Source organism: Reyranella sp. (assembly GCF_965228225.1).
Taxonomy (GTDB): domain Bacteria; phylum Pseudomonadota; class Alphaproteobacteria; order Reyranellales; family Reyranellaceae; genus Reyranella.
Genome location: NZ_OZ245801.1, coordinates 1,403,906 through 1,428,648, shown reverse-complemented (window position 1 = coordinate 1,428,648; position 24,743 = coordinate 1,403,906). Strand labels below are relative to the sequence as shown.

Below are 24,743 nucleotides of genomic sequence, written 5' to 3'. Positions count from 1 at the left end.
AGCGAAGCGAAGGATCTGGCGCCTCGGCGACATCCATTCTGATCGTTCTGCGAGGTCCTTCGCTGCGCTCAGGACGACAGGACTATCCGATGTGCCGGCGAAACAGCGCCAGCATGCGTTCGTAGTGTTTCTCGCGGGCGGCCTCGTGCAGGTTGCCGCGGTCGGAGAAGGCGTAGCCGTGGTGCGTGCCCGCCTCGGTCTCGACGCGCGACGGGAACGGCGCGGACGCCAGCAGCTTCTCGAATATTGCGACATCCGACAACGGCACGTAGGTGTCGTGCTCGGCGAAGGCGTAATAGCCCTCGGCCGTGATCTTCTCCAGCATCAGATGCGGCGAGTCGGGCTTGTCAGTGATCAGGCGCGTTCCGTAGTAGGACGCGAAGCAGCCGATGCGATCGGGATCCGCCGCCGCCGCCGCGGTGACGAAGGCGCCGCTCATGCAGTAGCCGACCAGGCCCACCTTGCCGGGCTTGGCATCGGGCAGGGTCGGCAGCACGTCGAGCACCGCGCCGGTGTCGGCCGCGACCCTCGCGTTGGAGAGCGTCTCCATCAGGCCGAACATGCGCTTCAGGTTGGCCTCGCCGTCCGGGTGGTTGCGGGTCGGGCCGCAGGCGAATTCGCGCGTGCTGCGATAGTAGAGATTGGGCAGCAGCACGTAGTAGCCGGACTGCGAGATCCGCCGGCAGATTTCGCGCAGTCCCTCACGCACGCCGGGGGCATCCATCAGCATGATGACGACCGGCAGCGGCCCGCCATCGTCCGGCCGCACGGTGTAGGTGTTCAGGGCGCCATCTTGCGTGGCGATATCAAGCTCGCGTTCGATCATGCCCGGACGGTACCGGGCCTCAGCCCCATGGTCTATAACCGCGCCTCCTGTCTGAATGCGAGGAGTGGAACAAGATGCCGGTGGCAAGCGGGGGCGCGCTCGAGGGCCTGAAAGTGATCGACCTGTCGCGTGTGCTGGGTGGTCCCTATTGCGGCCAGATGCTGGCCGACCACGGCGCCGACGTGATCAAGATCGAGCCGCCGCAAGGCGACGAGACCCGTACCTGGGGCCCTCCGTTCGACGCCGAGGGCATCTCGGCCTATTTCGCCGGCATCAACCGCAACAAGCGCACGATCGCCCTGGACCTCTCAAAGCCCGAGGGCCGCGACGTCCTGCTGAAGCTGCTCGAGACCGCCGACGTGCTGATCGACAACTTCAAGACCGGCACGATGGAGAAATGGGGCATCGGCTACCACGACGTGCTGGCCGCGAAGTTCCCGCGACTGGTCCATGCCCGCGTCTCGGGCTTCGGCGCCGACGGGCCGCTGGGCGGCTTCCCGGGCTACGACGCCATGGTCCAGGCTTCGGCCGGCCTGGTCTCGGTCAACGGCTCGCCCGAGGGCGGCCAGGTCCGCATCGGCGTGCCCGTGGTCGACCTCTCGACCGGCATGAACGCCACGATCGGCATCATGATGGCGCTCTATGAGCGCAACCGCTCGGGCAAGGGCCAGTTCGTCGATGCGACGCTCTACGACAGCGCCATCGCGCTGCACCAGCCGCACGCGCCGAACTATTTCATGGCCGGCCTCAAGCCCAAGCTGGTCGGCAACAGCCATGCGAGCCTGGTGCCCTACTCCAACTTCCCGACGAAGACCCGCAACATCGTGGTCGGCGCCGGCAATGACGGGCAGTTCCGTAAGCTGACGCAGATGCTGGGCAAGCCGGAACTGGCCGACGATCCGCGCTTCAAGACCAACAAGGAACGCGTGGCCCATCGTGCCGAGCTGGAGGCCGAGTTGCGCGCCCTGCTCAAGGACCGCGACGCCAACGAACTCTCGCAGGAGCTGATGAAGGGCGGCGTGCCCTCGGCCGCCGTGCTGGAGGTCTCCGACGTGATGGAGGCTCCGCACACGAAGCATCGCGGCATGGTGTGGGAAAAGGATGGCTGGCGGAACGTCGGCAATCCCGTGAAGCTCTCCCGCACCCCACCCAAGGTGCGCACCAAGCCCAAGAAGTTCGGCACCGACACGCGCGCCGTGCTTCAGGAAGCCGGCTATTCCGCGGCCGAAATCGACAGTCTGGTCACCGCCGGCATCGCGCTCACCGAGATCAAGAAGTAGGAAAGAAGAAGATGTTCCAACCCGACCTGCTCAAGGGCAAGCGCATCCTCGTGACCGGCGGCGGCACCGGCCTCGGCCGCTCGATGGCGCATCGCTACCTCGAACTGGGCGCCAACGTGATCATCTGCGGCCGCCGCGAGGACGTGCTGAAGGAGACCGCGGCCGAGCTCGCGAAGGAGACCGGCGGCGAGATCGAGACGGTGGGCTGCGACGTGCGCATTCCCGACGCCGTCGAGGCGATGATGGACAAGATCTGGGAGAAGCGGCCGCTCGACATCCTGGTCAACAACGCCGCCGGCCAGATCCTCGCCCAGACCCACAAGATGTCCTCGCGGGCGATCGACGCCGTGCTGGGCATCGTGCTGCACGGCTCGGCCTACTGCACGGTCGCGGCCGGCCGTCGCTGGATCGATGCCGGCGAGCGCAACAAGGTCGTGATGTCGATCCTCACCGTCTCGTCGCTGACCGGCGCGCCCTTCACCGTTCCCTCGGCGATGGCCAAGGCGGGCGTGCTGGCGATGACCAAGAGCCTCGCGGTCGAATGGGGCCCCAAGGGCATCCGCACCTGCGCGATCGTGCCCGGGCCCTTCCCGACCGAGGGCGCCTGGAGCCGGCTGATGCCCAAGGAACGCGGCGGCCAGGACGACATGATCAAGGCGATCCCGATGCGCCGCACCGGCGAACATATCGAGCTCGCCAACCTCGCGGCTTTCCTGGTGAGCGACGGTGCGGCCTACATCAACGGCGATGCGATCGTCATCGACGGCGGCAAGATGCTGCAGTCGGGCGGCGGCGGCGCCAACACCTCGGCCATGCTCGACTGGACCGACGAGCAGTGGGACGCGCTTCGGCCGAAGAAGAAGTAATCAGGGCGCGGGGGCCGGAAGGTCGCTTTCCCCGACCTTCCGGCCCGCCGCGATCCAGGCGACCAGCAGGTCGTAGAAGACCGACAGCACCACCGGGCCGACGAACAGGCCGATGAGGCCGCCCGCCAGGGTGCCGCAGATGACGCCGGCCACGATCACCGCCATCGGCGTCGGCAGGCCGCGCGCCATCAGGATGGGACGCAGCACATTGTCGAGCAGCAGCAGCGGCAGCGTATAGGCCGTAAACAGGCCGGCATGCAGGGCCGGCAGATACATCCATGTCCAGATGATCACCGGGATCATGACGATGTTGGGCCCGACCTGCACGATCGCCAGCACCAGGCAGACGAAAGTGATGGCGCCGGCGAACGGCACGCCCGCCACCAGCATGCCGATCGCCAGCAGAACCGACTGCAGGAGCGCGATGCCGATGACGCCCTGCGACACGTTGCGAATGGTCGACCCGGCGATCTCGAGGAAGTGCCGGCCGCGCGCCTCGGCCACCCGCACCGCGAGGCCGCGCAGCGTTCCGGTCAACTCGCCCGAATAGGCCAGGAACACGCCGGCCACGATGATGGCGCCGGCGAACTGCAGGACCCCGAGAAAGACGCCCGCGGCGATGCCGCCCATCCAGCGGCCGACCGAGGCCAGCTGCCCGACATGGGCCGTCACAAGGGCTCGCGCATCGTTGGAGGCGGTCAGCCAGAAGTCGTAGACCCGCGCACCGACCATCGGCCAGTCCTTCACCGATTCGGGCGGCGGCGGCACGACATGCTCTCCGCGCAGCAGCATCCGGGCATACTCGTCGAGGCTTCCCACGGCGGACGCCGCGAGCAGGACGGCCGGCGTCAGCAGCAGCACGAGCATCAGGATCGAGAACAGCGCAGCCGCGACCCCGTCCCGCACGTGCAGGCGGCGCCGGGCCAGATCGAACAACGGAAAGACGGCGACCGACAGGATGATGGCCCACATCATCAGCGCCGCCACCGGCTGCAACAGGAGCAGGCTCACATAGATGACCGTGGCGATCAGTCCGAGGCGGATCGCGACATCGATCGTGAACCGCGTAATGTCCGCCCTGCCCTTTTCGGTGTCGATCATCGCCCTCTCCCCCGCCCCGTTGGCGGCGAAGCTTATCGCACGGCGGCGGGCCTGGCGGTATCGATCACCCGGACTGCGTCGCCGTTCGCCAGCCCGTCCGGCGGGCTCTCGATCACGCGATCCTGCGCAGTGAGACCGCTGCCGATCTCGACGATCTGGCCGAGGTCGCGGGCGATGGTGATCGGCTTCAGGACGACCTTGCTGCTGGCGTCGACGGTGGCCACACGCAGGCCCTTCTGGTCGAAGATCAGCGCTCCCGACGGCACGGCCAGCGACTGCATGCTGGAGGGCAGCTCGATCCGGGTGTTGGCGAAAGCACCGGGCATCAGCTCCCCGTTGGCATTGTCGACCACGACCTGCATCCGGGTCGTGCCGGTCTGGGCATCGACCGCGCGCGCCGATGCCTCGACGACGCCGTTGTAGACCTTGCCGGGATACTCCGGGACCGTGATCTGCACCGCACTTTTCAGCTTCACCGCCGGCACGAAGCTCTGCGGAATGCTGACGTTGAGGCGGAGCTTGTCCACGTCGGAAATCACGAACAGCGCCAGACCGGAGCTCGATTCCGCGCCGATGAGGGCCCCGACATCCGTGTTGCGGGTCGTCACGATGCCATCGAACGGCGCGGTGATGCGTTTGAACGCCGACAGGACTTCGAGCCGGTCGACGGCGGCCTGCGCCGCCTTGGTCAGGGCCTGCTTCACCGTGAGGTCGCCGGTCTTCTCGTCGACCGTCTGGCGCGACACGGTATTGGCACCGCCGAGCTGCTGCCAGCGGCCGGCCGTCACGGTCGCCAGCTGCTCGGAGGCCTGGGCGCTCGCGAGCGACGCCTTGGCCTGCAGGAGCTGCTGGTCGAGATCCGGGGCCTCGACCTCGGCGAGCAGCTGGCCCGCCTTCACGGGTGCGCCGATATCCACGTACCAGGCCTTCAGGAAGCCGCCCACGCGGGCATAGATCGGCGCGCGGGAATAGGCCTCCAGGCGCCCCGGCAGGTCGAGCGACGTCTTGTTCGCCCCCGTGGTGGGGTTGATCACGCTGACGGTCGGCACGGCCTGGGTGTCGGTCCATTCCTTCAGCTTGGCTTCGCTGGCCTGCCGGCTCCAGATGCCGTTGACCACGACGGCGCCCAGGCCAAGGGCGGCGGCGATCCCGAACAAGGCGAGCCCACGGCGCGACCGCGGCTTGGGTACTGCAGGAGGGGTATCAGGCGACATGAGGTGCTCCGGGGACGGCGGCGTTAGCCTTGTCGGCCGCCTTGCCATGGTTTCGATGGACGACGCTGAAGACCACGGGAACGAATATTAGCGTGGCGATCGTAGCAAATATGAGGCCGCCGATGACCGCCCGTCCGAGCGGCGCGTTCTGCTCGCCGCCCTCGCCCATGCCGAAGGCCATGGGCGCCATGCCGATGATCATGGCCAGCGCGGTCATGATGACGGGCCGGAAACGCACGAAGCCGGCATCGAGCGCGGCCGCCGTGGCATCCCCCAGTTCGACCAGCCGCTCGCGGGCAAAGGAGATCACCAGTACCGAGTTCGCGGTCGCGACGCCCATGCACATGATCGCACCGGTCAGCGCCGGCACCGAGAGCGTCGTGTCGGTGGCGAACAGCATCCACACGATCCCCGCCAGGGCCGCCGGCAGCGCGGTGATGATCACGAACGGATCGCTCCACGACTGGAAATTCACCACGATCAGCAGGTAGATCAGAACGACCGCGCCAAAGAGGCCTAACACCAGGCCTGAGAACGCCGACTCCATGGTCTTCACCTGCCCCTGGACCTTGACCGAGCGGATGCGCGGCGACTGGAGCGGCGCCAGCTCGGCCACGACCGCGCGCACGTCAGCCGCCACGGAGCCCAGGTCGCGCCCCTGCACGGCGGCATAGACCTGCACCATGCCCTGCAGGTCGTACTGCGAGACCACGGCGTTGGCGGTGTCGCGCCTGATGTCGGCCACGCCGCCCAGCACCTGCAGCTGCGAGGCGGCCGGCGCCATGATCGGCAGATTGCTGAGCGAAGCCAGCGAGTCCAGCCGGTACTGCGGCGTCTGCATGACGATGTTGTAGGTCACGCCGTTCGCCGGATTGAGCCAGTAGGTCGGCGCCACCTGGCTGGAGCCTGCGAGATTGACGACCAGCGAATTGGTGACGTCACGCGTCGTCAGGCCGACGGTCTGGGCCCGCGAGCGGTCGATGTCGACGGCGAAGACCGGCGCGCCGCGCGCCTGCTGGATGCGCGCATCGACCACGCCGGGAATCTTGCGGATGCGCGCCAGCAGCCTGTTGGCGTGCTCGAAGCCGGCATTGATGTCGGAGGTGCGCACCTGCACGTCGATCGGCGACGGCGCGCCGAAATTCAGGATCTGGCTGATGATGTCGGCGGGCAGGAAAGAGAAGGTGAAGCCGGGAAACAGTTCGGGCAGCCGCCGCCGCAGCGCGGCCACGTACTCTTCGGTCGGCCTGTGGTCGGGTGTCAGCTTGATCTGGATGTCGCCGTCCTGTGAACCGATCGTGCCGGTATTGTTGTAGGCCATGTTGATGCCGCTGACCGGCATGCCGACATTGTCGGCCATCGTCGCGATCTGATTGGAGGGGATGATGGTGCGGATCGCCTTCTGGATCGCCGCGAACTGATTGGCGGTCTCTTCGACCCTCGTGCCGATCGGTCCGCGCACATGCATCAGGATCTGCCCGGAATCGACGGTTGGAAAGAAATTGCGGCCGAGGAACGGCACCAGTGCGAACGATCCCAGCACGAAAGCCATGAAGCAGACGATGAACACGGGACGGTGGCGTAGCGCCAGGCCCAGCAGGTCGTGATAGACGGCGCGCAGACCCTCGAACTGCGCCTCGAAGCCGCGCTGGAAGCGCACGAGCGGATTGCGCGAGCGCGGCGGCTCCGCGCCGTGCTCGTGCAGGACATGCGGCTTCAGCAGGAAGTTCGCCATCGTCGGCACCAGCGTGCGCGACAGGATGAACGAACAGACCATGGCGAACATCACGGCCATCGCCATCGGCACGAACAGGAAGCGCGCCACGCCCTCGAGGAAGAACATCGGCACGAACACGATGCAGATGCAGAGCAGCGAGACGAAGGCCGGCGCCACGATCTGCTGGGCGCCGTCCATGATGGCGGTTTCGACGTCCTTGCCCTGCTCCAGGTGCCAGTTGATGTTCTCGATGGTCACGGTGGCGTCGTCGACCAGGATGCCGACGGCCAGCGCCAGCCCGCCCAGGGTCATGATGTTGAGCGTTTCGCCGAAGGCCGCGAGAAGCGCGATCGAGCCCAGGATCGCCAGCGGAATGGAGATGGCAATGATCACCGTCGACCGCCAGCTGCCGAGGAACAGCAGGATCATCAGGCTGGTCAGCACCGCGGCCAGAACCGCCTCGTGCGCCACGCCCGAGACGGCGCCTTCGACGAACAGGGATTGGTCGCCCAGGATCGCGAGCGACACGTTCTCGGGCAGCGCCTTCTTGAGTTCCGCCACCCGCTCCTTGATGCCGGCGATGATCGCGAGGGTCGAGGTGGCGCCGTTCTTCAGCACCGCCAGCAGCACCGACCGGCCGCCATCGACATGGACGATGTTCTGCTGCGGCGGGTTGCCGTCGCGCACCTGCGCCACGTCGCGCAGGTAGACGACCGTGCCGTTCGCGGCGAACACGGGAATATCCGCCAGGGCGTTGAAGTCGACCGGGGCGTTGTTGAGCTGGATGGCGTATTCGTGGCCGCCGATCTTCTGGGTGCCGACCGGCGTCAGCAGGTTCTGTGCCGCCAGCGCATTGGCGACGTCGGCGGCCGACAGGCCGCGCGCCTGCAGGGCCGCCGGGTCGAGGTCGATCTGGATCTGCCGAAACTTGCCGCCGAAGGGGAAGGGAATGGCCGCGCCCGGCACCGTCACCAGCGGTGTGCGCACCGTGTTGATGGCCAGGTCGAACACCGCCTGTTCCGAGACGCCCTTGCCGGCCAGGGCCAGCTGGATGATCGGCACGGTCGCGGCGTTGTAGTTGAGGATCAGCGGCGGCGTGATGTTGGGCGGCATCTGCCGCAGCACGGTCTGCGCGATCGCGGTGACCTGGGCATTGGCGATGCTGATGTCGACGCCCGGCTGGAAGAAGACCTTCACGATGCCGACACCGGTATAGGACGTGCCCTCGATATGTTCGATGTCGTTGACGGTGGTGGTGAGCGAGCGCTGGAAGTTCAGCATCACGCGGCCCGACATCTGGTCGGGCGGCAGGCCGGTATACTGCCAGACCACGGCGATGACGGGGATGCGGATCTCGGGGAAGATGTCGACCGGTGTGCGAAGGGCCGCAAGAGGCCCGACGATCAGGATCAACAACGCCATCACGACGAACGTATAGGGCCGCCTGAGCGCGACCCGGACCAAACCAATCATCTAGACTGTACTTCCACCCGAGTGTGAGCCGCTGCGCTCCCCATCCTTGGCGGCTCGCCCATCGGAACATGGCTGTTCTGACCTGTCGAGGCGAGATTGCCCCTGTCATCTGCATGGCGGTGCGCTACGCTTGCATGACGATAAATACGCGGGGGATCAGGGGAAATGGCCGAGTACGATTACATCATCGTTGGCGCGGGTTCGGCGGGCGGCGCTCTGGCGGCACGGCTCACGGAAGTGCCGTCCAACAAGGTGCTCCTGCTGGAGGCCGGCGCGGCCAGCCACCCCTACTCCCGCATGCCGCTGTCCTTCGGCCTGCTGATCGACAATCCGGCCGCCAACTGGCTCTACCAGTCCGAGCCGGAGCCCGGCACGGCCAACCGGGTCATCCCGGTACCGCGCGGCAAGGTGCTCGGCGGCTCCAGCTCGATCAACGGCCTGGTCTGGGTGCGCGGCCAGCCGCTCGACTTCGACACCTGGGCGCAGATGGGCTGCCGCGGCTGGAGCTGGCGCGACGTGGCGCCGCTCTTCACCCGCATGGAGAACTTCGTCGACGGCGACGGCTCGAACGGCCGCGGCACCGACGGGCCGCTCAAGGTCTCGACCGTTCCCGACCAGAACCCGCTCTATGACGCGCTGTTCGAGGCGTCGAAGGCCGCCGGCTTCAAGACCAATCCGGACTACAACAGCGAGGACCAGGAAGGCGTCGTGAAGACGCAGACCTCGATCTACAAGGGCCGGCGCATGAGCGTGGCCCATTGCTACATCGAGCCGGCGATGAAGCGGCCGAACCTGCACGTCGTCACCAACGCCCACACGCTGCGCGTCCTGCTCGAGGGCAAGCGCTGCGTCGGCGTCGAGTACGAGAAGGACGGCAAGACGGTTCAGGCCAAGGCGAAGGAAACGATCCTGTCGGCCGGCGGCGTCGCCAGCCCGCAGATCCTCGAACTCTCCGGCATCGGCCAGCCGGAGCTGCTGAAGAAGCACGGCATCGAGGTGAAGCACGAGCTGAAGGCGGTCGGCGAGAATTTCCGCGACCACATCAACGCCCGCATCATCTGGCGCCTGAAGGTGGCGAGCGTCTCCTACAACCACATGGCGCGCGGCATCGGCGCCGTGACCCAGATGATGAAGTACCTCGCCACAGGGGGCGGCTTCATGAGCCTGCCCTCGGCGCCGCTGCTCGGCTTCCTCAAGACGCGGCCGGAACTCGAGACCCCCGACGTGCAGATGCATCTCGTGCCCTACTCGATCAAGGACCCCAAGACCCGCAAGCTGCAGGACTTCCCGTCGATGACGATCGCCTGCTATCAGCTCCGCCCCGAGAGCCTGGGCTCGATCCACATTCGCTCGGCCGATCCCAAGGCGCATCCGGCCATCCGCTTCAACTTCCTGGCCGACAGGATCGACCAGGACGCGATGACGGCCGGCTTCCGCATGATGCGCAAGATCGTCGATGCAAAGCCGATGGATCCCTACCGCGACGAGGAATTTTCGCCGGGCCCGTCGGTGCAGTCCGACGAGGAAATCCTCACCTGGATCCGCAACAACTCGCAGACCGCCTATCACCCGATCGGCACCTGCCGCATGGGCCCCGAGGGCCCGAACACCGTGGTCGACGACAAGCTCCGGGTGCACGGCATCGCCGGTCTGCGCATTGCCGACGCCTCGATCTTCCCGACCATGCCGTCGGGCAACACCAATGCGCCCTCGATCATGGTCGGCGAGAAGATGGCTGATATCCTAAAGGCGACGGCGTAGGTCATATGGCGCACGATGTCTTCATCTGCCATGCCTCAGAAGACAAGGACGCCGTCGCGCGGCCACTGGCGGAAGCTCTACGAAGTCACAACGTCGACGTTTGGTATGACGAATTCTCGCTGACCGTAGGCGATAGTCTCAGCGCAACCATCGATCGAGGGCTTGAATCTTCGCGCTTTGCGATTGTCGTCATTAGCCCAGCTTTCTTTTCGAAACCCTGGACCAATCGCGAACTTGCGGGGATTGTTGCAAGGGAGACAGTGCGCCGCGAACGGATACTGTTGCCCGTTTGGCATGACGTGGATGTCAAAGATGTCTTGCGCTTTTCGCCGCCCCTCGCCGATCTCCGCGCCGTCAGCTCGTCAATCGGCGTGGACAAAGTTGCAACCGTTTTACTGCAAACGATCCATCCGAACGAACAACCACTGCCCATAGCTCGTACAGAGCTAGAGCGCTACGGCTGGGAAACGCCGCCGTTCTCGGACGAATGGTGGTTGGACCGTGTGACGCTAGCGAGCGATATCGCATTCGGCATGTTTTCGTCACCGTTCCAGTTTCCTCCTCGTCACAAACACGAACAATCCAGTCGACAAAGAGGTGAGAACATCGCATGGGCGACGCTGCAAGCGGGATGGTGGGATTCAGCTGAAGAAAAGAAAATCTCTCAGATCACACCACCAGAAGAAGTTCTTGATTTTGTGCGCAGCATTCCCGAGTTGCATGACGCTTGCTTGTTTAATCCCGGTCATCTGGCGGGCTATGTCCCGCAATTACTCATTCCCACTTTTTCCGCTGAGTTCTCCGATCAATTCGATGGTTTACTCGCGGCATCGGAAGATGAATTCCGACAGTGCGGCCCCAAGTGGCGCTCCCCTGATGATGAAGGAGCTTTGTGCGCGGCAACATTGGCATTTCGACATCCCACACTAGGCAACCATCGTCCGGCCAGAATCGTAGACAAATGGCTAAGCGGGCATAAAGGTGCTTACCGAGCGGAGATATTTCCGCGCTTGGATTATCTATTTTGGCTTCTATCAGAGGATTGTGCGTGGCTGCCATCGCATATCCACACGGCCTTGCTCGAAGGCATGAAAGTTTGGCCTTATTGGTGGCATGCCTCATCGAATGAAGAGACCTTCACGAAGGACCTTCGTAGGACACTCTTCGTTCGTCGCAGGAAGCCAATAAAGTGGACTAAGGCGCTCTTCTCCGAGCTGATCGCCACAGTAGAAAGAAGCCGTATGAGGGCCAATATCCATTGCAATGCTGGCCTTATCGCACAGCGATTCGCAGATCAGGATTTCGTTGGCGCGCTGGATAAATGGAATACGGATTTGGATCAAATGCGCAAAAAGCGCGGCTTGTAATCACACAGCTTCAAACTACGACCGGCTTGCCGCTGATGAGGGCGGTGCCGGTCATCGCGGCGACCAGTTTGCCGTCGCCGCGCACGACGTCGATGCGGTAGGTCGAGGCCTTGCTGGAGCGAGATATCTCGACCGCCGTGGCGGTCAGCACGTCCCCCAGCCGCACGGCCACGCTGTAGACGATGTGGGCATCTATGCTGCCCGAGACGACGCCCTGCGAGTTGCAGGCATAGCCGAACGCTGCGTCGGCCAGCGTGAAGGTCAGGCCGCCATGGCCAACGCCGTTGAAGTTGAGGTGACGCTCTTCGATCGCGATACGCGTCACGGCCCGGCCGAGCGAGGCCTCGACGAAGTCGATGCCGAGAGTGCGGGTGAAGGCATCCCGCCGCGCCAGTGCAGAGACGTCGATCATTCTGCCGCCTGCCGCAGCGGCATCGCCGCAGCGATGGCGGCCAAAGTCTTTGAGAGCGATTCGCCCTCAGGATCGGCCAGCGCCGCAACGCGTGCGTTGGCGACGGCGTCGGCCGCAGCGCGCGGCGTCATCCGGCCGGCCAGCGCCGGTGCGATCACCTCGTCGGCAATACGGCGATAGCTGTCGAGGCCGCGCTTGTGGGTGTCGCCATAGCCCTTGATGAGGCGCGCCGATTCCGCGATCTCACGCGCGAGGTCGAGCCCCAGCGGCGCGGCGGCACGGATCTGCCCGAGCCAGCGCTCGATCTCGGCCTGCTCCTCGACATAGCGGGAGGTGCGTGGCCGCCACCAGCGCAGGCCGGCGACGAGCCGCAGCCGCGCGAACCCAAGGATGGTCGTCGTGCGCACGTGCATGGAGAAGTAGGTCTTGCCGACACGCCCGGTTCGCTGCCCCCAATCCAAAAGGCGCCGCGCCAGCAGCGGCGGCAGGAGGGCGGCGATCTCCTCGATGCCCGGCTTGAAATGCTCGGTGACCTCGAGCGGCTCGTGATCCTTCGCACGAACCTCGACCCGCACACGCGCCAACCGATCGGCCGAAGTCTTGGCCTGCGCCACCCGGATCACGTCCTCGAACGACATGCGGACGGCGAGATGGCGCGCCACCTCGCGCAGCAGATCGGCTGAGCCCAGCGCCTGGATCGTGTCGAGGCGGTCGAGATAGAGCGTGGCATAGCGCCGGTCCTGATAGGCCGCGAGCCGGCGAATGCCCTCCTCCACGACATCGAGACTCGTCGCCGGACAGGTTCGGCGTGCGCGCTCGATCAGGTCCTCGGCGCCCTGCACCGCCGTCTGCCGCTTGCGATGCTCCCGTACGGCCTGCTCAAGCTCGCCCCGCGCATGGCCGCGGCCGAAAGCGAAGGCCGCCAGGTTAGTGTCGACCGACTTGCCGGCCTGCCGGATCGCGGCTTCGAAGGCGCCGTCGGGAATCGGCAGTTTACCCGAGCCTGCCAGTGCCCCCAGCAGCACCGCGTTGAGGACGCCGCCGGATTCCTCGGCGGCCTGGTCCATGTCGAACAGGATCTGTTCGCGGCTGCGCTCCTTCACCGCGCGCAGCAGCCGGCCGACGTCGAAGCTGCCGTCGCCCATCGCCATGCGCTCGCCGATCGCCAGCACGCGATGCGTCGAGGCGATCAGGGTCGTGCGGTCGGGCGTCACGAAGCCGTTGAAGATCATGCGGCCGGCTTCCAGCAGCTCGGTCGCCAGAGCCACATCGACCTCGCCGATCGCCGGATTGAGCGCCAGCACGGACGACGGGGCGGCGCCTGGCGGCATCACCTCGACATAGTAGGTCGTCGCGCCGGTGCGCTGCGCGACGCCCGGGATCTGCGTCGCCTGAACGCCAAGCCCCCGGCTCTGCGCCGCCGACACGATCCAGTCGCACAGCACGCCGCCACCATCGCCGCCCAGCGCGCCGATCAGGATGGTGATGGGCTTAGGCACCCGCCATCGCCCCGATCACTCTAGAACGCACCTTCCACTTCAGGCGATCCCACCAGGTCGCATTCTGAACGATGTCGGCCTTGTAGAAGGACGGGCACAGGACGGCGGCATCGGCCACCTCGCCGCACAGACCGCAGCCCACGCAGCCGTTGTTGACGCTGGCCACCGGATCGCTGCGCAGGGGATCGGAGCTGGGTTTCACCACCAGCGACGGGCAACCGGAGAGACGGATGCAGGAATGGTCGCCGGTGCAGACCTCATCGTCGACGCCATAGCGCGTGCGCACGACCCGCTCGCCGCGCTTCAGCTGGGCGGCGATCTGCGGCCGGATGCGGCGCTGGCGCGCGAGCTGGCATTCGCCGTCGGCCACGATGACCTTGAGGCCCTTGTCGTCGGTGCTCATCGCCTCGCGCAGCGTCTCGAGCATGGTGCCGACATTGTAGGTCCGGATGGTGCGCAGCCAGCCGACACCCATCGCCTTCAGCGTGGCGGCGATGTCCGACGTGGTCTCGCCGTCGCGGCGATTGCCGGACGTGTTGGGAATGAACTGTGCCCCGGTGGCCGAGGTGTAGCCATTCTGCATGATGACCAGCACGCGGTCGCCGCGATTGAACATCGACGAGGCGACGCCGCTCAGCAGGCCGTTGTGCCAGAAGCCGCCATCGCCCATCACCGAGATGGTGCGCTTCTGCATCACCGGGGCCACCGCGCCGGCCGCCGCCAGCGACATGCCGAACCCCAGGATCGAATTGCCGAGATTGAAAGGCGACAGGGTCGCGAAGGAGTGGCAGCCGATGTCGCTCGAGATATGGACCTTGCCGACCTCGCGCTCGAGCAGCTTGATGGCCGAGAAGACCGGCCGCTCGGGGCACCCCACGCAGAAGCCCGGCGGACGCAGCGGCAGCGGCCCGCCCAGCAGGCGCTGCGCCTCGGCGCGTCCGGCACGGGCCGCCTCGAAGCGCTCGCGCGGGCCGCTCAGGTCGATGTCATTGGCCGACTGGGCGAAGAACTTCAGCAGGCCCTCGGTCACCACTTCGGCGGTGTACTCGCCGGCCATCGGCAGCACGTCCTTGCCGTAGATCCTGGTATCGATGTCGCGCTTGCGCAGCAGGACGTGAATGGCCTGCTCGATATAGTCGGGCGCGCCTTCCTCGACGACCAGCACGGCGCGCTTGCCCTTGCAGAAGTCGGCGATCTGGTCGGGCGCCAGCGGGTGCGTGACGTTGAGGACCAGGGTCGGGATCCTGCCCTCGACCTCGAGCCGGTCTAGGCCGCGAAGCAGCACGTTGGTGATGCCGCCCTGCACGATGATGCCGAGATCGGACCGCTCGCCCGGCAGATGTTCGTTCAGCCCGTGCTCGACGATGAAACGTTCGGCGGCGGGCTGGCGGACCTCGACCTTGAGCTTCTCATGCGCATAGGTCGACGGCGGATGCGAGATGCGGTCGTAGTTGTGGGCCGCGGGTTCGGCGAGCCGAAGATTGCGCGAAATAGCCGGCAGCACATTGTCCTTGGCCACGAACTCACCGGTGACGTGGCAGGCGCGGATACGCAGCTCCATCATCACCGGCGTGTTGGTGGCTTCGGAAAGCTCGAAGGCCTTCTCCGTGCAGCGCACGATGGTCGGCAGCGAAGGCCGCGGATCCATCAGCCAGAGCGAAGATTTCAAAGCGTAGGCTTGCGTGCGTTCCTGGATGACCGAGGCGCCCTCGCCGTAATCCTCGCCCACCACGATCAGCGCGCCGCCGATCACACCGGGCGAGGCGAGGTTGGAGAGCGCATCGGCTGCCACGTTGGTGCCGACGATCGATTTCCAGGTGACGCAGCCGCGCATCGGGTAGTTGATGGAGGCGCCGAGCAGCGCCGCGGCGGAAGATTCGTTGGTGCAGGTCTCGAGATGGACGCCGAGTTCATCCAGCAGGTCCTGCGACTCGACCAGCACGTCGACAAGATGCGAGACCGGCGCGCCCTGGTAGCCGCCGACATACGAAACGCCCGACTGGAGGATCGCCTTGGTGACGGCGAGAATCCCCTCGCCCCGGAAGATCTCGCCGTCGCCCAGCCTGAGCGCCCGTACCTCCTCGGTGAACGAGCGCTCGGGATTGGTGCGCTGGGAAACGGGAAGTTGGGCCGCCGGCTGGTCGAGCATGGGCGGAAGTATAGGGACTAACGGCGGACGCGACGATCCCGTTTGGAATCCCGCACACCCTCTTGGCGCGCTTTCGCCAGCAGGGCGCGAAACGGCACGAGGAGTTTCTCCCGCACTGCAGCATCGCCCTCGAGGACCTGGAGCGAGAGCGCCACCGCCTCCAGGGTCGAGACCGCGTCGGGCCGCGCCTCGCGCCGCAGGTCGCCGTAGAGCGACGGACCGTCCGGCACCACGACGAAGCGGCGCAGCTTGGTCAGCCACGCATTGCGCCACCACAGCGCCTTGGCCTGTGCCCAGTTGCCGTCGAGGGCGATCAAGCCCTTCAAGCCGGCGCGCGCCGCTTCCTGGTCAGGCAGCGGCTGGCCCTTGCCATCGATGGCGACCAGCGGACTCGTCTGGCCTTTGGTCTGGGTCGAGCCGAGGTAGAGCACGCCCCAGTCGCGCGGCTCGGCCGCCTCCCCCAGCGCATGGGCGAGATTGCGCCACGACAGGCCGATCACGACCCGGCCATTGGCGAGCGAATCGCAGAGCAGGCGTGCCGTGCCCAGCACGCGGTCCTGCTCCTGCGGGTGCTGCAGCACCAGGATCGAAACCTTGTTGTCCACCGTCTGCGACATGGCCGAGGGTATAGCCTCCCGGCTAGGGTTGCGCGATGCCCCTTAGCCCCGTCGTTCCCGTCCTCGTGTTCGATAGCGTGACCAAGCTGCCGCCCGAGGCGGACGGCGCGGTCGTGATCGGTGCCAGCCACGCGGCCGTGTATGCCGCCTACATGTCGGCAAAGTTCGGCTGCCGCGCCGCGATCCACCACGACGCCGGGATCGGCAAGGACGAGGCTGGAGTCGGCGGCCTCGCCTATGCCGACGGTCTCGGTATGGCGATGGCGGCCGTGGCGACGGACAGTGCCCGCATCGGCGACGGCGCCGACCTGCAGGCCCGCGGCACCATCAGCCGCGCGAACAGGCTCGCGGCGGCCTGCGGGGTGGCGCCCGGCATGCCGGCCCGCGAGGCGGCTGAGCGGCTGAAGCAGGCGCCGTGGCCGCACTCGATGCCGCCTGCCAAGGGAGAAAGCCGCCATGAGATCGATGGCGCCGTCTGCGCCGATTCGGCCACGCTGTTGCTGCCGGAGGATCGCGGCCGCATCGTCGCGACGGGAAGTCACGGTGCACTCAACTCCTATAGGGCCACGGCGCCGTTCCGGCCGCTGTTGCTGATGTTCAACGATGCGGGCTTCGGCGCCGACCGCGGCGGGGTGCTGGCGCTGCCCGAACTCGACAAGGAAGAGATCGCCGCCCTCGCAGTCGCTGCGCAATCGGCCCGCATCGGTGACGGACGCTCCACCTTGCAGGACGGAACGATTTCAGATGTGAACACAACCGCATACCGGCTCGGCGCGAGGGTGGGCGGGTCCGCGCTTGCACTCGCGCGCACGCTGGCGGAAAAGTCGGGACAAAGCTGAACGGGAGACGCTTGGGGCATGGCCGTCGTCAATGTGAAGTCGGAAATCGCCGGCAATGTCTGGAAGATCCAGGTCAAGGTTGGGGATCGAATCGAGGTCGAGGGCGAGATCATGATCCTCGAATCGATGAAGATGGAAATTCCGGTCCTGTCGCCCAAGGCGGGCGTCATCAAGGAACTCAAGGTCAGCGAAGGCGAGGCAATCGGCGAAGGCCAGCTCGTGGCCGTGCTCGATGCGTAACAGCGCCGTCGCCACCGACCTCGCCAAGCTCTGGGCTCCCGACAATCTCCGCCGCTCGGCACCGGGCATCGCCCTGTGCGCCGTCATCGCGGCCGTCGCCTACTATGCCGACACCAGGAGCCTGCTGCGCTTCGGCGCCGTCTGGGTGCCCCCGCTGATCCTGACCCTGGTGATCGGCATGGCCCTGCAGCCGCTGTCGGCCAGGCCCGTGCTGAAGCCCGGCCTCGAATTCGCGGGCCGCACGCTGCTGCGGATCGGCGTCGCGCTGCTGGGGGCGCGGCTGACCCTCGGCAATCTCGTCGAAGGCGGCGCGCTGCCCATCGTCGTGGCCATCGCGGCGGTCGGCTGCACCATCGTGTTCGGCGCCTGGGCGGCCCGCCTGTTCGGCCTCAGCCAGAATTTGGGCCTGCTCACCGGCTGCGCGACGGGCGTTTGCGGCGCGGCCGCGGCAATGGCCGCGTCGGCCGTGCTGCCCAAGCACGAGAACTCCGACCGCGACCTCGCCTTCACGGTGATGGGCGTCAACTTCCTCAGCACGGTGGTCATGGTGATCTATCCCACCCTGCGCGAGGTGCTGGGCTTCTCCTTGTTCGAGATGGGCGTGTTCCTGGGCGGCGCGATCCACGACGTGGCGCAGGTTGCGGGCGCCGGCCAGACCATGGGCCCGCAGGTGCTGAGCGACGCGATCATCACCAAGCTGCTGCGCGTAGCGGCGCTTTTGCCCGCCATTGCCGGCATTGCCTGGTGGGTCGCCAGGAGCGGCGGCCCGCAGACCTCGGCGCGACCGACGCCCCCGGTCTTCCTGTTCGGCTTCCTGGCGCTCGCCGCGCTCAACTCACTGGGTGTCATTCCCGCTGGCGTGCGCGACGCGGTCGGACAGATCTCGGCCTTCCTGATCATCACCGCCATCGCAGCGCTGGGCATGAAGACGTCGCTGCTGGCGTTGGTGCGCATCGGCATGGCCCCGGTGATGCTGCTCATCACCGAGACGATCTTCGTCGGCCTTCTGGTCGTCGGGCTGATTTACGGCCTTCGAGCCGCGGGACTCTAATTCCCCGGCTTGGTGCCGGTCGCCTTCACGACCTCGCCCCAGGTGTCGATTTCATTCTTGATGAACTCGGCGAACTGGATGGGCGTGCCGGGGGCCGGTAGCGCGGCACGCTGCTCGATCTGCTTGATGACAGCCTCGTCGTTCAGCAGCGTCTGCATGTCCCGGCTCACCTTGGCCACGATCTCGAGCGGCGTGCGTGCGGGGGCCGCGAGACCCGACCAGCCGGCAGCGTTGAAGCCCGGGATGGTGGCCGCAATCAGCGGAATCTTGTCGAGCGGCGGCGGCGCGGGACGCGACGTCGTCACGGCGATCGCCTTGATGCGTCCGTCTTTGATCGCATTGAGCGCGGATGCGGTGCTGTCCATCATCAGCTTCACGTGCCCGCCCAGCAGGTCGGCCATCGCCGGTCCGCTGCCCTTGTAGGGAATGTGCACGATGTCGACCCCGGCCTTGAGCTTGAACAGCTCCATGGCGAGATGCTGCGAGGTGCCGGGACCGGCGGAAGCGTAGGAGAGCTGGCCCGGCTCTTTCTTGGCGAGCGCGATCAGCTCTGCGAGCGTGCTCACCGGCAGGCTGGGATGCGCCACGATCACCAGCGGCACGAGGAAGATGTTGGAGATCGGTAGAAAGTCGGTCAGCGGCTTGTAGGGCAGGTCCGGATAGAGGCTGGGATTGACGCCGAAGGTGCCGCTCGACACGACCATGAGCGTGTAGCCGTCGGGGGCCGCCATCTTGCCGTATTCGGTGGCCGGGATGCCACTGCCCCCCGCCTTGTTCTCGACGATGACCTGCTGCTTCCACTTCTCCGACAGCTTCTCCGCCATCAGGCGCGCGAAAATGTCGGCCGCCTGACCCGGCGGAAACGGCACGACGAAGCGCACGGGCTTGTTTGGCCATGCGGATTGCGCAACGGCCGGAGCGGCAAGCGCTGCGCCCGCCGCTCCTGCGAACGCCATGACATGGCGACGCGTCGGATTCATTTCTGAGCCTCCCGGTTCGTTTGAGGTGACAGGGTATCACATGCCCCCGAAAATGACCGCATGACAGGCAGGATTCACATCGCTCCGCCCCGCGATACGGCGGATTTCGACGCTATCGCCGAACTGGTGCGGGAATATTCCGGCTCACTGGGCTTCTCCCTCGATTATCAGGGTTTCGAAGCCGAACTTGCAGACTTGCGGGCAAAGTACGGCCCACCGGGCGGCGCCCTGCTGCTGGCGCGGGCCGGGGGTGCGCCGGCGGGTACCGTGGCGCTGCGGCAGCTGGGGCCGGGCACCGGCGAGATGAAGCGCCTTTATGTCAGACCGGACTTCCGGCGGGAGCGCACAGAGACCGGAAACTCGATCGGTCGCGAGCTCGCGTTACGTATCGTCGAGGCAGCGCGCGCCTGCGGTCACCGACGTCTCAGGCTGGACACAATCGGTCCCCAAATGGAGCCCGCGATCAGGCTCTATCGGACGATGGGCTTCACAGAGATCGCGCCCTATTACCCCAGTCCGGTGCCCGGCACCGTATATATGGAGCTGGTCCTTTGACCGATCGCTTCTTCGAGGACTTCAAGGTCGGCGACCGCTTCGTCAGTGGCGGCATGACGATAACCGAGGCTGCCATCATCGACTTTGCGCGCCAGTGGGATCCGCAGCCGTTTCACACGGACCCCGCCTTCGCCGCGACATGGACGTTCGGCGGGTTGATCGCCTCGGGTCTCCACACGATGGCGGCGACCCTGCGCCTGTGGCTCGATCTCGGCATCTTCCGCGCCTGCAGCCTGGGCTCTCCCGGCATCGGCGAGGTTCAGTTTCCCCGTCCCGTCCGGCCCGGCGACACGCTGCGCGTCGTCTCCGACATCGTCCAGCTCCGGGCCTCGGCTTCCCGGCCGGACCGCGGAATCGCAAAGCTGCGCCAGGTCACGATCAACCAGCTGGGCGAACAGGTCATGGAACAGGAGACGACGGTCTTCCTCAAGCGGCGCACGGCCGCCTAACGCCAGGCGAAGACCGGCTGCTCGTAGTGGTCGACCCGGGTGTCGCGGCCGGCCAGCGCCACTTCCCGGAACTGGAATAGCAAGGCCGCCGTCGGGGCATTCACCGTCGCCACGGGTAGAGGCAGGCGGATGATCGGGCGGTCCGACTCCTCGATCGCCACGATCTCGGGGGAGCCCTCGCGGAAAAGTTCGCCGCAGCCGATCCGGTAGGCGCCGGCCACTTCCGACGGATTGGGAATCAGCGTCACGCCGGACGCCCACACCACCACCGGCGCGATCAGGTAGCCCGAACGGGTCGGGTAGTCGTCGAGCGTCCCCAGGATATCGTCGGTGGACGCCAACACGCCCAGCTCCTCGTGCAATTCGCGCAGGGCCGTCTGCTCGATTGTCTCGCCGGGATCGACGCGCCCGCCCGGCAGGGCCCACTGGCCGCCATGCGCCCGCAGCTTCGGCGTGCGCCGGGTCAACAGGAAAGCGGCCTCGCCGGGATCGTCACCCTCGGCGATGACGATGGCCACGGCCGCGCGCTTGAGGCCACCGGCATCGACGCGGCGGCGCAAGTCGAAGCGGCCAAGATGTTGCGTGACCCGGGCGCGCAAGGCCTCATCGAAGGGAATCGGGCTCACAGTCCGGCGGGTCTCCGGAACGTCCAGACCACGGCAGGCGGTATGTTGCGCCAGATCCGCGGGCCGCGCGTGCCGACCAGCCGCAGCGCCTGGGACAGGTTGCGCGGCACCGGCTGCGCCGGGCCGTAAGTGAACTGGACCAGCGCGCCGCCACGCGGCAAGGCGTCGAACACACCTTCCACGATACCGCGCACCACCTCTGCAGGAAGCGACAGGAGCGGCAGGCTCGACACGACCGCGGATACCGAACCGATCCCCTGCTCCGCCAGAATCTTCGGCAGCCGCGCGGCATCGCCTTCGACGATCTGGGGACCGACGAAGTGCCGCCGCAGGAAGGACGCAAGCTCGGGATCGCGTTCGACCAGGGCGAGCCGGTCCGCGGGAATGCCCGCCGCCAGCAGCGCCTTGGTGACCTCGCCCGTGCCGGCGCCCAACTCGATGACATGGCCGTCCCGGCCCTTCATTTCCGCAAAGGTCGTCTTGGCCATCGCCTCGGCCAGCAGCCGGCCGCTCGGCACGACCGCTCCCACCGCAAACGGCCGGCGCAGCCAGCGTTTCAGGAAAAGGGCAGTGCCGGCGCGAGAGCCGAGGTCGTCACGAGTCTCGATCGGGGGCATGTTGGAACGCTAACAGACGCTTCTCCCGGTCGACAGGAAAAAGCAGCCGCTCCCTATTGCGCGGGTTGCAGGGCGGGCTCTGTCGCAGGCGCCGGGGCTGGCGCCTCGAACACCGGTTCGGCATGCCGCATCTGCTCCACGGCGTTGACCATGGAGACATAGACCGCGGCCGCGTAGGGCAGAGACTGCACGATCATGAACAGCGACCACAGCCGGGCTTCAGGGTCGACGACACCGTTGCCGAACCACAGAACTGCCGCCGCGATCCACAGCAGCGCGGCCAGGATCGCCTCGCCGCGCGCCATGCCGAGGGCCATACCCAAGGTCGCACGCTCGTCCATCTTGGGCGTGCGCATGAACGGCAGACGGCTGGTCGCCAGGCCGTAGATCACCGCCCGACCCACCGTATAGGTCAGCGCCAGGCCCGCCAGGGACGCGCCGATGCTCTGCCTGAAGGTGCAGCGCACGCGGTCGAAATAGAGGCCGAAGGAATAGAGCAGCTTGAACACGAAGATGCCGATGGTGGGTGCGATGAACTCGGCCGGCGGCAGGCCGACCGGCTTCATGCCGAACAGCGGCGGCAGGACGACCGCCAGAACCCAGGCCAGCCCCGCCCAGGTGAAGATCAGGTTCAGCGCATCGGCGAACCACGGCAACCAGCCGGCGACGAAATGGTACTTCTGCCAGAAGGTGAGCTTGGTATCGCCAAAGAACATCTTGCCGGCGTGCGCCTTCATGATCTGCATGGCGCCATAGGCCCAGCGGAAGCGCTGCTTCTTGTAGCCGGAGAAATGATCGGGCGTCAGGCCATGCCCGAAGCGCTCGCGGCTGTACATGGCGCCATAGCCGTTCTCCATCAGGCGCAGGCCGAGCTCAGTGTCCTCGGTGATGCACCAGGTCGCCCAGCCGCCCATCTGCTCCATGCAGGAACGGCGCACCAGGGTCATCGTGCCATGCTGGATGATGGCGTCGTACTCGTTGCGCAGGCACATGCCGATGTCGAAGAAGCCGGCATATTCCCAGTTCAACATTTCCTTGAAGCGGTCGCCGCGCCAGTCGCGATGGTCCTGCGGCGCCTGCACGTAGCTGATCTTGGCATCATCAAAATACGGCACCAGCGCCTTCAGCCAGTCCGGCCGCACCATGTAGTCGCTGTCAATGACGCCGATCACCTTGGCGTCGGGGGCGGTCTGGCTCAGCACGAAGTTGAGGGCGCCGGCCTTGAAGCCCTTCATGACGTCGAAATGGAAGAACTTGAAGCGCTCGCCGAGCTGGGCGCAGTAATCCTGCACCGGACGCCAGACCGCGGGATCCTTGGTGTTGTTGTCGATGACGATGACTTCGAAATTGGGGTAGTCGAGCCCGGCCAGCGAATCGAGCGTCTGCATGACCATCGACGGCGGCTCATTGCAGATCGCGAGATGCAGCGAGACTTTGGGCCAGTCGCGGTCCGCCGGTTGGCACGCGATCATCTCGGCCGCCGGCAGAGCCTCGCGCGTCCAGCGGCCGCGCCAGATCGTCTCGGCCATCTCGAGCGCCTGCACCAGCGCCATGCCGAGGCTGGCCACCAGGAAGAACGCCAGCACGCCCCAGCCCACCATCTCGGAGGCGACCATGTAGGTCCCGGCCGCAACCGACGCACCGTAGGCCACGGCACTCGCCGACAGGGCCACCAGGGCACAGAAGCCCACCTGCCCCGCCATGCCGAGCCGCGGCCAACGCCACAGGAAGAGCAGCATCAGCGGCAGCGAGGCCGCCAACGACCAGGCGGCGCACGAGAACCATTGCGGGAAGGTCTCGATCGAACCGGTCCAGGCGAACTTCTGTTGCCGGTCGGCGTTCCAGAGGCCCCAGTAGCCGCCGGCCTTGCCTTCGAGGTCGTAGGACTTCCAGGGCTGGTCGACGGCCTCGACGACAAAGGTGTCGATGTTCTGGGAGCGCAGCCACGCCACCATGTCGCGCACGTTCCTGGCCTGCTCGGCGGGGGTCGCATACTTCACGACACCCGAACCGGGGCTCCGCCGCGCGGCGCCGTTGGACGGCCAGCCGACCTCGGTCACGATGATGTTCTTGTTCGGATAGAGCTTGCGCAGCAATCCGATCTTCTCTTTCACATATTCGAGCGGCGTCGAGCTCGACTGTTCGTCCCAGTAGGGCAGGATGTGGACGGCGAGGTAATCGACCTCCCGCGCCAGTTCAGGGTAGCGCTCCCAGATGTGCCACGGCTCGGCCGTGCTGACCGGGACCTTGACGTTGCGCTTGACGTTGCGGATCTCGCGGATGAGTTGGGCGGGGCTGGTGGCGTTGGGGTCGCGCAGATCCTTCTCGCCATCGAAGCGCAGGATGTTTTCGTTGCCGACCAGGACTCGTTCGATGCTGGGGTTCTGGTTGGCCATGCGGATCAGCGCGCCGGTCTCCTCGGCGTTGACCTCGCTCGCCTCGCGCCCGAACTGCAGCTTGGCTTCGTTCGGACTGTAGATCCAGGCGCCAGGAACCAGCTTGAGGCCATACTTGGCGGCCAGGGCCGGCATCGAATCGCCGCCATCGGTCGTGCGGTAGGTGCGGACGTAGTTGACCTTGCCGCCGAGCATCGCGAAGTCGCGCTCGATCTGGTCCTTGCGCGGCTTGATCTGCGGCGTGGCGGTTTCGTTCACCGCCGTACGCAGGAAACTCCAGATACCGCTTGCCTTGCCGGCCAGCGGATCCTGATCCTTCGCCCATGGGGCGTAGGTGACCCCATGCAGCGGGCCTTCCACGTCGGCCGCCGTGAAACGGCTGTCGAGCAGGCGCCAACCGACCAGCGTGGCCGCAACGACGATGAGTAGAACCAAGCCCCGACGCATCATAAAGGGACGATCGCTCCGGCAAATCCGCCGGTGGTTGACGCTCGCTTCGGGATCGCGGTCGCATGTCTCCTGCGGACGACAATCGTCGACGCAAGGACCGTGCCCGGATCGACTCTTACAGCGAGCCGACTACCACGCAGTGCGGCGGACCTCTTCGAGGTTTCCTTGCGCCCGATTTCCTCGGCTGCGACCCTTCGCAGTCGGTGAGGCGACACCTCAATCTATAGCCTGCGGCTCCGGGTACGGTAAAGAGACCGA

21 protein-coding genes are annotated in these 24,743 nt (G+C 66.3%); 9 read left to right on the top strand and 12 right to left on the bottom strand.

Annotated elements, in window-relative coordinates:
- Positions 1 to 82: 82 nt before the first annotated feature.
- Positions 83 to 826 carry a dienelactone hydrolase family protein gene (locus ACO07K_RS06885; RefSeq protein WP_422035165.1) on the bottom strand — a complete coding sequence of 248 codons (744 nt, stop codon included), beginning with the start codon at positions 824 to 826 and terminating at the stop codon, positions 83 to 85.
- A 74-nt stretch (positions 827 to 900) separates the two neighbouring features.
- Between ACO07K_RS06885 and ACO07K_RS06880 the strand changes: the two genes are divergently transcribed.
- Together ACO07K_RS06880 and ACO07K_RS06875 are read left to right on the top strand one after the other, a co-directional pair.
- On the top strand, positions 901 to 2,106 hold the full coding sequence (locus ACO07K_RS06880; protein ID WP_422035163.1) for a CaiB/BaiF CoA transferase family protein: 1,206 nt from the start codon (positions 901 to 903) through the stop codon (positions 2,104 to 2,106).
- Between the two features lie 11 nt (positions 2,107 to 2,117).
- A complete protein-coding gene (locus tag ACO07K_RS06875; RefSeq protein WP_422035162.1) occupies positions 2,118 to 2,972 on the top strand; it encodes an SDR family oxidoreductase in 855 nt (284 codons plus the stop codon).
- Here the strand turns inward: ACO07K_RS06875 and ACO07K_RS06870 are convergent, their stop codons facing one another.
- From ACO07K_RS06870 to ACO07K_RS06860, 3 genes are read right to left on the bottom strand one after another with little or no spacing between them, the layout of a single operon-like run.
- Positions 2,973 to 4,073 (bottom strand): AI-2E family transporter, encoded by a 1,101-nt coding sequence (locus tag ACO07K_RS06870; protein ID WP_422035161.1) that lies wholly within the window; start codon positions 4,071 to 4,073, stop codon positions 2,973 to 2,975.
- A 32-nt stretch (positions 4,074 to 4,105) separates the two neighbouring features.
- Positions 4,106 to 5,287: an efflux RND transporter periplasmic adaptor subunit gene (locus ACO07K_RS06865; protein ID WP_422035160.1), complete on the bottom strand. Its 1,182-nt coding sequence runs from the start codon at positions 5,285 to 5,287 to the stop codon at positions 4,106 to 4,108.
- Positions 5,277 to 8,477, bottom strand: a complete 3,201-nt coding sequence (locus tag ACO07K_RS06860) for an efflux RND transporter permease subunit (protein WP_422035159.1) — start codon at positions 8,475 to 8,477, stop codon at positions 5,277 to 5,279. The genes ACO07K_RS06865 and ACO07K_RS06860 overlap by 11 nt, the downstream gene beginning before the upstream one ends.
- Before the next feature lie 165 nt (positions 8,478 to 8,642).
- On the opposite strand from ACO07K_RS06860, the gene ACO07K_RS06855 reads away from it, so the two are divergent.
- Positions 8,643 to 10,238: a GMC family oxidoreductase gene (locus ACO07K_RS06855; RefSeq protein WP_422035158.1), complete on the top strand. Its 1,596-nt coding sequence runs from the start codon at positions 8,643 to 8,645 to the stop codon at positions 10,236 to 10,238.
- Between the two features lie 5 nt (positions 10,239 to 10,243).
- Positions 10,244 to 11,605 (top strand): toll/interleukin-1 receptor domain-containing protein, encoded by a 1,362-nt coding sequence (locus ACO07K_RS06850; protein ID WP_422035157.1) that lies wholly within the window; start codon positions 10,244 to 10,246, stop codon positions 11,603 to 11,605.
- A gap of 10 nt (positions 11,606 to 11,615) precedes the next feature.
- On the opposite strand, the gene ACO07K_RS06845 is transcribed toward ACO07K_RS06850, so the two are convergent.
- Genes ACO07K_RS06845 through ACO07K_RS06830 form a run of 4 tightly spaced genes read right to left on the bottom strand, consistent with a single transcriptional unit; the run spans position 11,616 to position 16,294 of the window.
- Entirely contained in the window at positions 11,616 to 12,017 is a 402-nt protein-coding gene (locus ACO07K_RS06845; RefSeq protein WP_422035156.1) for a hotdog fold thioesterase, read from the bottom strand.
- Complete coding sequence (locus tag ACO07K_RS06840; protein WP_422035155.1) at positions 12,014 to 13,516, bottom strand: indolepyruvate oxidoreductase subunit beta family protein; 1,503 nt, start codon at positions 13,514 to 13,516, stop codon at positions 12,014 to 12,016. Before ACO07K_RS06840 ends, ACO07K_RS06845 begins: the two co-directional genes overlap by 4 nt.
- Positions 13,509 to 15,665, bottom strand: coding sequence for a thiamine pyrophosphate-dependent enzyme (locus ACO07K_RS06835; RefSeq protein WP_422035154.1), 2,157 nt, complete (start codon positions 15,663 to 15,665; stop codon positions 13,509 to 13,511). Before ACO07K_RS06835 ends, ACO07K_RS06840 begins: the two co-directional genes overlap by 8 nt.
- A gap of 17 nt (positions 15,666 to 15,682) precedes the next feature.
- Positions 15,683 to 16,294 carry a DTW domain-containing protein gene (locus tag ACO07K_RS06830; RefSeq protein ID WP_422036636.1) on the bottom strand — a complete coding sequence of 204 codons (612 nt, stop codon included), beginning with the start codon at positions 16,292 to 16,294 and terminating at the stop codon, positions 15,683 to 15,685.
- Positions 16,295 to 16,317: 23 nt separating this feature from the next.
- Here ACO07K_RS06830 and ACO07K_RS06825 point away from each other — a divergent pair, with 23 nt between their 5' ends.
- Genes ACO07K_RS06825 through ACO07K_RS06815 form a run of 3 tightly spaced genes read left to right on the top strand, consistent with a single transcriptional unit; the run spans position 16,318 to position 18,412 of the window.
- On the top strand, positions 16,318 to 17,121 hold the full coding sequence (locus ACO07K_RS06825; protein WP_422035153.1) for a hypothetical protein: 804 nt from the start codon (positions 16,318 to 16,320) through the stop codon (positions 17,119 to 17,121).
- Positions 17,122 to 17,139: 18 nt separating this feature from the next.
- Positions 17,140 to 17,361 (top strand): biotin/lipoyl-binding carrier protein, encoded by a 222-nt coding sequence (locus ACO07K_RS06820; protein ID WP_422035151.1) that lies wholly within the window; start codon positions 17,140 to 17,142, stop codon positions 17,359 to 17,361.
- Positions 17,354 to 18,412: a YeiH family protein gene (locus ACO07K_RS06815; protein WP_422035150.1), complete on the top strand. Its 1,059-nt coding sequence runs from the start codon at positions 17,354 to 17,356 to the stop codon at positions 18,410 to 18,412. Before ACO07K_RS06820 ends, ACO07K_RS06815 begins: the two co-directional genes overlap by 8 nt.
- On the opposite strand, the gene ACO07K_RS06810 is transcribed toward ACO07K_RS06815, so the two are convergent.
- Positions 18,409 to 19,392: a Bug family tripartite tricarboxylate transporter substrate binding protein gene (locus tag ACO07K_RS06810; RefSeq protein ID WP_422035149.1), complete on the bottom strand. Its 984-nt coding sequence runs from the start codon at positions 19,390 to 19,392 to the stop codon at positions 18,409 to 18,411. The genes ACO07K_RS06815 and ACO07K_RS06810 overlap by 4 nt on opposite strands.
- Positions 19,393 to 19,452: 60 nt before the next feature.
- Between ACO07K_RS06810 and ACO07K_RS06805 the strand changes: the two genes are divergently transcribed.
- A complete protein-coding gene (locus ACO07K_RS06805; protein ID WP_422035148.1) occupies positions 19,453 to 19,947 on the top strand; it encodes a GNAT family N-acetyltransferase in 495 nt (164 codons plus the stop codon).
- On the top strand, positions 19,944 to 20,396 hold the full coding sequence (locus tag ACO07K_RS06800) for a MaoC family dehydratase (RefSeq protein ID WP_422035147.1): 453 nt from the start codon (positions 19,944 to 19,946) through the stop codon (positions 20,394 to 20,396). The genes ACO07K_RS06805 and ACO07K_RS06800 overlap by 4 nt, the downstream gene beginning before the upstream one ends.
- Here ACO07K_RS06800 and ACO07K_RS06795 read toward each other — a convergent pair.
- Genes ACO07K_RS06795 through ACO07K_RS06785 form a run of 3 tightly spaced genes read right to left on the bottom strand, consistent with a single transcriptional unit; the run spans position 20,393 to position 24,470 of the window.
- Positions 20,393 to 21,022, bottom strand: coding sequence for an NUDIX hydrolase (locus ACO07K_RS06795; RefSeq protein ID WP_422035146.1), 630 nt, complete (start codon positions 21,020 to 21,022; stop codon positions 20,393 to 20,395). The two genes, ACO07K_RS06800 and ACO07K_RS06795, sit on opposite strands and share 4 nt — an antisense overlap.
- Complete coding sequence (locus ACO07K_RS06790) at positions 21,019 to 21,639, bottom strand: class I SAM-dependent methyltransferase (protein ID WP_422035145.1); 621 nt, start codon at positions 21,637 to 21,639, stop codon at positions 21,019 to 21,021. Before ACO07K_RS06790 ends, ACO07K_RS06795 begins: the two co-directional genes overlap by 4 nt.
- A gap of 53 nt (positions 21,640 to 21,692) precedes the next feature.
- Positions 21,693 to 24,470 carry a glycosyltransferase gene (locus ACO07K_RS06785; RefSeq protein WP_422035144.1) on the bottom strand — a complete coding sequence of 926 codons (2,778 nt, stop codon included), beginning with the start codon at positions 24,468 to 24,470 and terminating at the stop codon, positions 21,693 to 21,695.
- Positions 24,471 to 24,743 lie beyond the last annotated feature (273 nt).

What these genes read in the sequence shown, in the direction of transcription:
- ACO07K_RS06885 (WP_422035165.1), bottom strand. Translation starts at nt 826, where the DNA reads ATGATCGAACGCGAGCTTGATATCGCCACGCAAGATGGCGCCCTGAAC.
- ACO07K_RS06880 (WP_422035163.1), top strand. Translation starts at nt 901, where the DNA reads ATGCCGGTGGCAAGCGGGGGCGCGCTCGAGGGCCTGAAAGTGATCGAC.
- ACO07K_RS06875 (WP_422035162.1), top strand. Translation starts at nt 2,118, where the DNA reads ATGTTCCAACCCGACCTGCTCAAGGGCAAGCGCATCCTCGTGACCGGC.
- ACO07K_RS06870 (WP_422035161.1), bottom strand. Translation starts at nt 4,073, where the DNA reads ATGATCGACACCGAAAAGGGCAGGGCGGACATTACGCGGTTCACGATC.
- ACO07K_RS06865 (WP_422035160.1), bottom strand. Translation starts at nt 5,287, where the DNA reads ATGTCGCCTGATACCCCTCCTGCAGTACCCAAGCCGCGGTCGCGCCGT.
- ACO07K_RS06860 (WP_422035159.1), bottom strand. Translation starts at nt 8,477, where the DNA reads ATGATTGGTTTGGTCCGGGTCGCGCTCAGGCGGCCCTATACGTTCGTC.
- ACO07K_RS06855 (WP_422035158.1), top strand. Translation starts at nt 8,643, where the DNA reads ATGGCCGAGTACGATTACATCATCGTTGGCGCGGGTTCGGCGGGCGGC.
- ACO07K_RS06850 (WP_422035157.1), top strand. Translation starts at nt 10,244, where the DNA reads ATGGCGCACGATGTCTTCATCTGCCATGCCTCAGAAGACAAGGACGCC.
- ACO07K_RS06845 (WP_422035156.1), bottom strand. Translation starts at nt 12,017, where the DNA reads ATGATCGACGTCTCTGCACTGGCGCGGCGGGATGCCTTCACCCGCACT.
- ACO07K_RS06835 (WP_422035154.1), bottom strand. Translation starts at nt 15,665, where the DNA reads ATGCTCGACCAGCCGGCGGCCCAACTTCCCGTTTCCCAGCGCACCAAT.
- ACO07K_RS06825 (WP_422035153.1), top strand. Translation starts at nt 16,318, where the DNA reads ATGCCCCTTAGCCCCGTCGTTCCCGTCCTCGTGTTCGATAGCGTGACC.
- ACO07K_RS06820 (WP_422035151.1), top strand. Translation starts at nt 17,140, where the DNA reads ATGGCCGTCGTCAATGTGAAGTCGGAAATCGCCGGCAATGTCTGGAAG.
- ACO07K_RS06815 (WP_422035150.1), top strand. Translation starts at nt 17,354, where the DNA reads ATGCGTAACAGCGCCGTCGCCACCGACCTCGCCAAGCTCTGGGCTCCC.
- ACO07K_RS06810 (WP_422035149.1), bottom strand. Translation starts at nt 19,392, where the DNA reads ATGAATCCGACGCGTCGCCATGTCATGGCGTTCGCAGGAGCGGCGGGC.
- ACO07K_RS06805 (WP_422035148.1), top strand. Translation starts at nt 19,453, where the DNA reads ATGACAGGCAGGATTCACATCGCTCCGCCCCGCGATACGGCGGATTTC.
- ACO07K_RS06790 (WP_422035145.1), bottom strand. Translation starts at nt 21,639, where the DNA reads ATGCCCCCGATCGAGACTCGTGACGACCTCGGCTCTCGCGCCGGCACT.